Here is an 8111-nt window from a genome sequence, read left to right on the forward strand (position 1 = left end):
TGAGGGCCGAGGAGTACGAGGATGGGTGGCACCATGGACGGCACCAAACAGCGGCGCCGCGGGAACACCCGCCAGCGCATCCAGGACGTGGCCCTGGAGCTCTTCGCCGAGCAGGGGTACGAGAAGACCTCGCTGCGGGAGATCGCCGAGCGTCTGGACGTCACCAAGGCGGCGCTCTACTACCACTTCAAGACCAAGGAAGAGATCATCGTCAGCCTCTTCGAGGATCTGACGAAACCGATCGAGGAGCTCATCGACTGGGGCCGGCAGCAGCCGCACACCCTGGCGACGAAGCAGGAGATCGTCCGCCGCTACAGCCAGACGCTGACCGACGCGGCCCCGCTCTTCCAGTTCATGCAGGAGAACCAGGCGACGGTCCGCGAGCTGAGCATCGGCGAGATGTTCAAGTCCCGCATGCTCGGCATGCGGGACATCATCATCGACCCGGACTCCGAACTCGTCGACCAGGTGCGCTGCATCAGCGCGCTGTTCACGCTGCACGCCGGGATGTTCGTGCTCAGAGACCTCGAAGGCGACCCCGAGGAGAAGCGGGAAGCCGTCCTCAAGGTCGCCGTCGATCTGGTCACCCAGGCGCATCAGGGCGCCCGGACGTCGCGGTAGGTCAGATCTTCAGACCCTTGGCCTGCAGGAAGGCCACCGGGTTGATCGCGGAACCGTAGTTCGGGGTCTTGCGGATCTCGAAGTGCAGGTGGGGACCGCTGGAGTTGCCGGTGTTGCCGGACTTCGCTATCTCCTGGCCGGTCTTCACGACCTGGCCGATCTTCACCTCGATACGCGACAGGTGGGCGTACTGGGAGTACGTGCCGTTGCCGTGCTTGATCACGATGGCATTGCCGTACGCCGGACCGTCACCGGCGCCGTTGCCGCCGGCCTTGACGACGGTGCCGCCGTGCGCGGCCATGACCTTGGTGCCGGTGGGCACCGCGAAGTCCTGACCGCTGTGCTTGTGGGCCCAGCGGGCGCCGTTCTGCATGAACGAGGCGGACTTCGTGTACTTCTTCACCGGGGCCACCCAGGAGACGGCCTTCTTGGCAGCGGCCTTCTTGGCCGCGGCGCTCTGCGCCGTGACGGCGGCGGCGGCACCGGTGCCCGAGTTCATCTCGGCAGCGACCGCGCCTCCGGCACCCAGCACGACCGAGGCCCCCAGGCCGGCGGCCAGCACAGCTGCACGGGTGCGGAACGCGGACGTACGGGGCGAACGGAGAGAAAAGCGCGGGGACATTCGAAACCTCACGGGGAAGACGACGGGGAAAGCCATTCGGCACATGAGCCGCACCGGATGGCGCCATCCCTTGGTAACCCCTCTCCCGCCTCGCCCCAAAACCCCCCTTCTACGACACCCCCTAGTACGTGCCCCTAAAAACCAATGAATCTTGGCAGAGTACTCAATACGGACGAACCAGGTCAGACGCCTTGACAGAGGGCCACATGGGCTCCTCGAGGGGCAGAATGTCCGTTTTATCCAATAGGGCACATCCACTATTTCGGTTAGTACGTGACGTACCTCGCGTGCCCCATGTCACCGGCCCCGCCCTCTCAGGAACCCCGGAATGTGACCCGCGCTACGCGAATGCACCCGCCTTTCGGTAACAAATTCGCGCCCGCCTATGCGAGCCACGCCTCTTGGTCGGCTACCGTCCGGTAACCCGCGGGATTCCCGCGGGTCACTACGTTCCACGACCATGCACGCGACCATCCAGCGCACATGACGTGAGAGGACCCCCCAGATGACGCTTCGCCCCTGGGCGCGCCGTATCGCGGTCGGAGCCACCTCCGCCGCCGCTCTCGTGGCCCTCGCGGTCCCCGCCGAAGCGGCGGCCCCCGCGACGACGTCCACGTCCGCCGCCGCCGTGACGGCCGCGGCGGACGTCGACTACGCCACCTGGCAGCGGGACTGCCAGGCGGTGATGGACCAGGCCCTGCCGTATCTGAAGCAGCGGATCGCCGACGCCCGCCCCGGCGAGAAGCAGGCCGTCGTGTTCGACATCGACAACACGACCCTGGAGACGGACTTCGGCTTCAGCTTCCCGCAGCCGGCCAACAGACCCGCCCTGCGCGTCGCCCAGTACGCCCAGGACCACGGCGTCGCGCTGTTCTTCGTCACGGCCCGCCCGGGCATCATCGCCGGGGTCACCGACTTCAACCTCGAACACGTCGGCTACGACGTCTCGGGCCTGTACGTGCGCGGGTTCCTCGACCTCTTCAAGAACGTCGCCGACTACAAGACGGCCCAGCGCGTCGACATCGAGAAGCGCGGCTACACGATCATCGCGAACATCGGCAACAGCGCCACCGACCTCTCCGGCGGCCACGCCGAGAAGACGTACAAGCTCCCCGACTATGGCGGACAGCTGTCGTAGGGCTCCGGGCATGCCGAAGGGGCCGGTGCTGGTCGCACCGACCCCTTCGGGTGGGTCGTGAGGCTTACGCCTCCTTGCTCAGGTTCGGGCCCGTCCCACCGGCGGCCTGCTCGATCGGCGGGACGTCCGGCAGAGCCGACTTCTCCTCGCCGCGGAAGGTGAAGGTCTTGCTCTCACCCTCGCCCTCGGTGTCCACGACCACGATGTGGCCGGGGCGCAGCTCGCCGAAGAGGATCTTCTCCGACAGGGAGTCCTCGATCTCGCGCTGGATGGTCCGGCGCAGCGGCCGGGCGCCCAGCACGGGGTCGTAACCCTTCTTGGACAGCAGCTCCTTGGCGGACTGGGAGAGCTCGATGCCCATGTCCCGGTCCTTCAGTCGCTCGTCCACCTTGCCGATCATCAGGTCGACGATCCGCAGGATGTCCTCCTGCGTGAGCTGCGGGAAGACGACCACGTCGTCGACGCGGTTGAGGAACTCGGGACGGAAGTGCTGCTTGAGCTCGTCCGACACCTTGTTCTTCATGCGCTCGTAGTTGGTCTTCGTGTCGCCCGAGGCCGCGAAGCCCAGGTTGAAGCCCTTGGAGATGTCCCGGGTGCCGAGGTTGGTCGTCATGATGATGACCGTGTTCTTGAAGTCCACGACCCGGCCCTGGGAGTCGGTCAGGCGACCGTCCTCCAGGATCTGCAGCAGCGAGTTGAAGATGTCCGGGTGGGCCTTCTCGACCTCGTCGAACAGGACCACGGAGAACGGCTTCCGGCGGACCTTCTCGGTCAGCTGGCCGCCCTCTTCGTAGCCCACGTATCCGGGCGGGGAACCGAAGAGCCGCGAGACCGTGTGCTTCTCGCTGAACTCCGACATGTCGAGGGAGATCAGCGCGTCCTCGTCGCCGAAGAGGAACTCGGCGAGCGCCTTGGACAGCTCGGTCTTACCGACACCGGACGGGCCGGCGAAGATGAACGAGCCACCGGGGCGCTTCGGGTCCTTCAGACCGGCACGCGTACGGCGGATCGCCTTCGACAGCGCCTTGACGGCGTCGTTCTGGCCGATGACCCGCTTGTGCAGCTCGTCCTCCATGCGGAGCAGACGGCTCGACTCCTCCTCGGTCAGCTTGAAGACCGGGATGCCGGTGGCGGTCGCGAGGACCTCGGCGATCAGCTCGCCGTCGACCTCGGCGACGACGTCCATGTCGCCGGCCTTCCACTCCTTCTCCCGCTTGGCCTTGGCGGCGAGGAGCTGCTTCTCCTTGTCGCGCAGGGAGGCGGCCTTCTCGAAGTCCTGCGAGTCGATCGCGGACTCCTTGTCCCGGCGGACACCGGCGATCTTCTCGTCGAACTCGCGCAGGTCCGGCGGCGCGGTCATCCGGCGGATGCGCATCCGGGAACCGGCCTCGTCGATCAGGTCGATCGCCTTGTCCGGCAGGAAGCGGTCCGAGATGTACCGGTCGGCGAGGGTGGCGGCCTGGACCAGCGCCTCGTCGGTGATGGAGACCCGGTGGTGGGCCTCGTACCGGTCGCGCAGACCCTTGAGGATCTCGATCGTGTGCGGCAGGGACGGCTCGGCGACCTGGATGGGCTGGAAGCGGCGCTCGAGGGCCGCGTCCTTCTCCAGGTGCTTGCGGTACTCGTCCAAGGTGGTCGCACCGATGGTCTGCAGCTCACCGCGGGCCAGCATCGGCTTCAGGATGGAGGCCGCGTCGATGGCGCCCTCGGCGGCACCCGCACCGACCAGCGTGTGGAGCTCGTCGATGAACAGGATGATGTCGCCGCGGGTGCGGATCTCCTTGAGGACCTTCTTCAGGCGCTCCTCGAAGTCACCGCGGTAGCGGGAGCCGGCGACCAGCGCGCCGAGGTCCAGGGTGTAGAGGTGCTTGTCCTTGAGGGTCTCGGGCACCTCGCCCTTGACGATGGCCTGGGCCAGGCCCTCGACGACGGCGGTCTTGCCGACGCCGGGCTCACCGATCAGGACCGGGTTGTTCTTGGTACGGCGGGACAGCACCTGCATGACCCGCTCGATCTCCTTCTCGCGCCCGATGACCGGGTCGAGCTTGGACTCACGAGCGGCCTGGGTGAGGTTCCGGCCGAACTGGTCGAGGACCAGGGACGTCGAGGGGGTGCCCTCGGCAGGCCCGCCGGCGGTGGCGGTCTCCTTGCCCTGGTAACCGGAGAGCAGCTGGATCACCTGCTGCCGCACCCGGTTCAGATCAGCGCCCAGCTTGACCAGGACCTGGGCGGCGACGCCCTCGCCCTCACGGATCAGGCCGAGCAGGATGTGCTCCGTGCCGATGTAGTTGTGGCCCAGCTGAAGGGCCTCGCGGAGCGACAGCTCCAGGACCTTCTTGGCACGGGGGGTGAAGGGGATGTGCCCGGACGGGGCCTGCTGGCCCTGGCCGATGATCTCCTCCACCTGCTGGCGGACCGCCTCGAGCGAAATCCCGAGGCTCTCAAGGGCCTTGGCGGCGACACCCTCACCCTCGTGGATCAGGCCCAGGAGGATGTGCTCGGTGCCGATGTAGTTGTGGTTGAGCATCCGGGCTTCTTCCTGAGCCAGGACGACAACCCGCCGCGCGCGGTCGGTGAACCTCTCGAACATCGTTAATCGCTCCTCAGAGCGGTCAGGCAGTGGGGGGAACTTCCCCTCCCTGTCCTTCCGCAGCTTAGTCCCGCAAGCGGGGACCGCTCATTCCAACTGCCGACACCGTCGATGGCCTCCTGACCCGTGACGCCGACATCTGCTCCAACCCGATGGTGCGAGACGATGTTCCCGCAGGCCAGGTGGTTACCCTCACCATCAGTACGCCGATGGCGAACGTGAGACCCACTGTCCTGCGTGTCGCCCCCTCCCACTAGGGATGTCTTACCCGCTGGGACTGACACTCCATGCCGTAGGCCCCGGTTCCCTCCGCTACGGGCGAACAACCTTGCGCCACCTCACGCCTTCGAGCGCCCCCCGGAGCCGCACGCTCCGCAGTCGTCCCGGCGCATACCGTAACCGTCGAGGTGGTCCGGCTGTTCACCGGACATGGCCGGCCCCCGCCCCGCGGTCGCCGCGGAACCCGCCCTGATCCCCCCGCCCCGTCGGCCGTCCGATCCGCACGGGCCGCTGCGCCGGTGGTACGGCACGGTCCCCGGCTGGGCGGCGCTGCTCACCTCGCCCGGCCCGGCACCGCGACTGTGCCTGGGGGTGCGGTTCGACGTGCTGGACGTCCCGGCCGAGGCGGGCCGGGCCGCGCTGCGCCATCTCGCGCCCGGGTCACCGGTGGCGGCCCGGGGCGGCCGGATGCGGCTGCTGGTGGCCGCGGGGAGCGCCGCGGAGGTGCCGGGGGTGCTGGACTGGCTGGAGTGGGGCGCGCTGCCGCTCGACCTGGCGGTGCTCGGCGCGGGCGCCCACATGGAGGCGCCCCTGCCGCCCGGGCAGGGGCTCGCCGTGCAGGGGGCCGCCGTGTGGATGCGGCCCCCCGAGCCTGGGGGCGAGGTCGAGGCCTCGCTGCCGACGCTGTCGGCGCTTGGGGGCGGTGGGGGCGCCCCCGATCTGGTGCGGGTGCTGGACACGGTGGCGACGCACTGCCACCGTCTGCGGCTGCGGCGCGGGTGTGCCCGGCCCGCGGTCGGTCCGTAGCTCAGCCGTTGGCCTTCTCGTAGGCCTCGCGGATGCTCGCGGGCACACGGCCGCGGTCGTTGACCTCGTAACCGTTCTCCTTCGCCCACGCGCGGATCTGCGCGGTGTCCTGGCTGCCGCCGCCGGACGCGGCACGCGCCTTTCCACGCCCACCCGAAGCACGGCCCCCGGTACGACGGCCGCCCTTCACGTAAGGCTCGAGAAGGCCACGGAGCTTGTCCGCATTGGCAGTCGTGAGATCGATCTCGTATGTCTTGCCGTCCAGCGCGAACGTCACGGTCTCGTCCGCCTCGCCGCCGTCGAGGTCATCGACAAGAAGGACCTGAACCTTCTGTGCCACCGGATTTCCTTTCATCGATAACGTGAGGGCCGGGGGTCGCGGCGTCCGCCGTTTCGCCGTCCCCTGTTATATGCAGTACTGCAGTACGTCGGAAAGCAAACCGCTTTTGCCGGAAAAACACAAACCCCCGGGAGAGACCCGGCTCCCGCCTGCGGCCCGGAAACATGCGCGTTTCGGACATAGGGCACCTGGGCATGCCGGGTCGGGCGGAATACTGCTTGCCGATCCGGCGATCACAGATGCAGAAGCATCCGGCTGTTGCCCAAGGTGTTCGGTTTCACTCGTTCGAGACCCAGGAACTCCGCGACGCCTTCGTCATAGGAACGCAGCAGCTCGGCGTACACATCCGTGTCGACCGGGGTCTCCCCGATCTCGACGAAGCCGTGCTTGCCGAAGAAGTCCACTTCGAAGGTCAGACAGAAAACCCGGCGAACACCCAGCCAGCGCGCGGTGTGCAGCAACTTCTCGAGCACCTGGTGCCCGACGCCGGCGCCGCGCAGGCCGGGCTTCACGGCCAGGGTGCGGACTTCCGCCAGGTCTTCCCACATCACGTGCAGGGCACCGCAGCCGACGACCTCGCCGTTGTCGTCACGTTCCGCGACCCAGAACTCCTGGATGTCCTCGTAAAGCGTGACCGTGGCTTTGTCGAGCAGGATGCGGCGCTGGACGTACGCGTCGAGGAGTCGGCGTACCGCCGGGACATCGCCGGTTCGCGCCCGCCGGACGGTGATGGCTTTTGCGGTGACTTCCGTGCTCCCCGCCGAGGCGCTTCCCCCGGAGTGGCTCTCTGCTGACATGAGCGGACGCTATCGCCCGCCGGGCCCCCGCGCCGAGCCGGGGTTCTCCCCGGCGGTATCGCCGGCCGTATCGGAGGCGGTTTCGGTGCCGGGGCTTTAGGCGCCGCCGCTATCGCCGCCGGTAACTCCGCGTGTATCGGGCGGTTGCGGCGGCTCGGCCGATTCGGGGCCCTGGACGATGCGTACGGCGTCCCGCAGGGCGGTGCGCTGTTCGTCGCTCATCATGCCGAAGAAGGCGACGAGAGCGGCTGCGGGGTTGTCGCTCTGGGACCAGGCCTCGTTCATCAGGGCCGCCGCGTAGGCGGCGCGAGTGGAGACCGCCTCATATCGATAGGCCCGGCCTTCCGCTTCACGCCGGACCCAGCCCTTCTGATGGAGATTGTCCATAACGGTCATCACGGTCGTGTACGCGATGGACCGTTCCTGCTGGAGATCTTCCAGGACTTCTCGAACGGTCACCGGGCGGTTCCACTTCCACACCCGCGTCATGACCGCGTCTTCGAGTTCTCCCAAGGGGCGAGGCACAACTCAGAACAATAGTGGGAGAAGTGATCGTTGGCGCCCCGACGTGCGCCTTCCCCCGCAAACATGAACAAAACGTCAACAAAAAGGGCGTACGACCCGGAAAGCGCACGCAGAGCGTGCGCCGGCCGGAGTCGTACGCCGGAGGGGCCGGGCGGGTCAGGCGTCGGGCTGCGCGGAGGCCCCGCGGGAGTTCTCCACACGCGCGAGGGCGGCGTCCACGGCGGCGTCCTCCTTGGCCTTGTTCGCCCCGCCCTGCGTCTTCACGATCACCCGGATCAGCCCGATGAAGAACACGGCCATCACGACCGGGGGGAGCAGTGCGGAGACGTAGTCCATGGGTCCCAGGGTAGCCACGGGGCGGGGCGATCTTCGCGCAGGGGCGGTCAGCCGGCCGCCAGCTGCTGGGGCGGGGCGGTGGCCGGCGGGGCGGGCTTGCGGCGGGGGGGGCCCGG

General features: G+C 68.0%; 9 protein-coding genes. 3 read left to right on the forward strand and 6 right to left on the reverse strand.

From position 1 onward, the window contains the following. The first annotated feature begins 21 nt into the window (after nucleotides 1-21). Nucleotides 22-621 carry a TetR/AcrR family transcriptional regulator gene (locus tag ADL34_RS27745; RefSeq protein ID WP_062673516.1) on the forward strand — a complete coding sequence of 200 codons (600 nt, stop codon included), beginning with the start codon at nucleotides 22-24 and terminating at the stop codon, nucleotides 619-621. A gap of 1 nt (nucleotide 622) precedes the next feature. Here the strand turns inward: ADL34_RS27745 and ADL34_RS27750 are convergent, their stop codons facing one another. Further along, the gene (locus ADL34_RS27750) at nucleotides 623-1243 is read right to left on the reverse strand and encodes a M23 family metallopeptidase (protein WP_062673518.1); all 621 of its coding nucleotides are present in this window, start codon (nucleotides 1241-1243) and stop codon (nucleotides 623-625) included. Nucleotides 1244-1748: 505 nt separating this feature from the next. On the opposite strand from ADL34_RS27750, the gene ADL34_RS27755 reads away from it, so the two are divergent. Then, nucleotides 1749-2381 carry an HAD family acid phosphatase gene (locus tag ADL34_RS27755; RefSeq protein ID WP_062673520.1) on the forward strand — a complete coding sequence of 211 codons (633 nt, stop codon included), beginning with the start codon at nucleotides 1749-1751 and terminating at the stop codon, nucleotides 2379-2381. Between the two features lie 64 nt (nucleotides 2382-2445). Here ADL34_RS27755 and ADL34_RS27760 read toward each other — a convergent pair whose 3' ends face one another. Beyond that, a complete protein-coding gene (locus ADL34_RS27760) occupies nucleotides 2446-4971 on the reverse strand; it encodes an ATP-dependent Clp protease ATP-binding subunit (protein WP_062673522.1) in 2526 nt (841 codons plus the stop codon). 429 nt (nucleotides 4972-5400) lie between these two features. Here ADL34_RS27760 and ADL34_RS27765 point away from each other — a divergent pair, with 429 nt between their 5' ends. Then, complete coding sequence (locus ADL34_RS27765; RefSeq protein WP_062673524.1) at nucleotides 5401-5997, forward strand: SCO3374 family protein; 597 nt, start codon at nucleotides 5401-5403, stop codon at nucleotides 5995-5997. Nucleotide 5998: 1 nt separating this feature from the next. Here ADL34_RS27765 and ADL34_RS27770 read toward each other — a convergent pair whose 3' ends face one another. The 4 genes from ADL34_RS27770 to ADL34_RS27785 form a co-directional block, all read right to left on the reverse strand. After that, nucleotides 5999-6337: a histone-like nucleoid-structuring protein Lsr2 gene (locus ADL34_RS27770; RefSeq protein ID WP_055624684.1), complete on the reverse strand. Its 339-nt coding sequence runs from the start codon at nucleotides 6335-6337 to the stop codon at nucleotides 5999-6001. A gap of 233 nt (nucleotides 6338-6570) precedes the next feature. Then, the gene (locus tag ADL34_RS27775) at nucleotides 6571-7134 is read right to left on the reverse strand and encodes an amino-acid N-acetyltransferase (RefSeq protein ID WP_062673526.1); all 564 of its coding nucleotides are present in this window, start codon (nucleotides 7132-7134) and stop codon (nucleotides 6571-6573) included. A 96-nt stretch (nucleotides 7135-7230) separates the two neighbouring features. Then, nucleotides 7231-7659, reverse strand: coding sequence for a BlaI/MecI/CopY family transcriptional regulator (locus ADL34_RS27780; protein WP_079034436.1), 429 nt, complete (start codon nucleotides 7657-7659; stop codon nucleotides 7231-7233). A 156-nt stretch (nucleotides 7660-7815) separates the two neighbouring features. Beyond that, complete coding sequence (locus ADL34_RS27785; RefSeq protein ID WP_062673529.1) at nucleotides 7816-7995, reverse strand: hypothetical protein; 180 nt, start codon at nucleotides 7993-7995, stop codon at nucleotides 7816-7818. Nucleotides 7996-8111: the final 116 nt, after the last annotated feature.

Origin of the sequence: Streptomyces sp. NRRL WC-3605 (assembly GCF_001509795.1) — a bacterium.
GTDB lineage: Bacteria > Actinomycetota > Actinomycetes > Streptomycetales > Streptomycetaceae > Streptomyces > Streptomyces viridochromogenes.

Bases quoted from the DNA above. Each gene is read 5' to 3' on its own strand.
- ADL34_RS27745 (WP_062673516.1), top strand. From the start codon at position 22: ATGGGTGGCACCATGGACGGCACCAAACAGCGGCGCCGCGGGAACACC.
- ADL34_RS27750 (WP_062673518.1), bottom strand. From the start codon at position 1,243: ATGTCCCCGCGCTTTTCTCTCCGTTCGCCCCGTACGTCCGCGTTCCGC.
- ADL34_RS27755 (WP_062673520.1), top strand. From the start codon at position 1,749: ATGACGCTTCGCCCCTGGGCGCGCCGTATCGCGGTCGGAGCCACCTCC.
- ADL34_RS27760 (WP_062673522.1), bottom strand. From the start codon at position 4,971: ATGTTCGAGAGGTTCACCGACCGCGCGCGGCGGGTTGTCGTCCTGGCT.
- ADL34_RS27765 (WP_062673524.1), top strand. From the start codon at position 5,401: ATGGCCGGCCCCCGCCCCGCGGTCGCCGCGGAACCCGCCCTGATCCCC.
- ADL34_RS27775 (WP_062673526.1), bottom strand. From the start codon at position 7,134: ATGTCAGCAGAGAGCCACTCCGGGGGAAGCGCCTCGGCGGGGAGCACG.
- ADL34_RS27785 (WP_062673529.1), bottom strand. From the start codon at position 7,995: ATGGACTACGTCTCCGCACTGCTCCCCCCGGTCGTGATGGCCGTGTTC.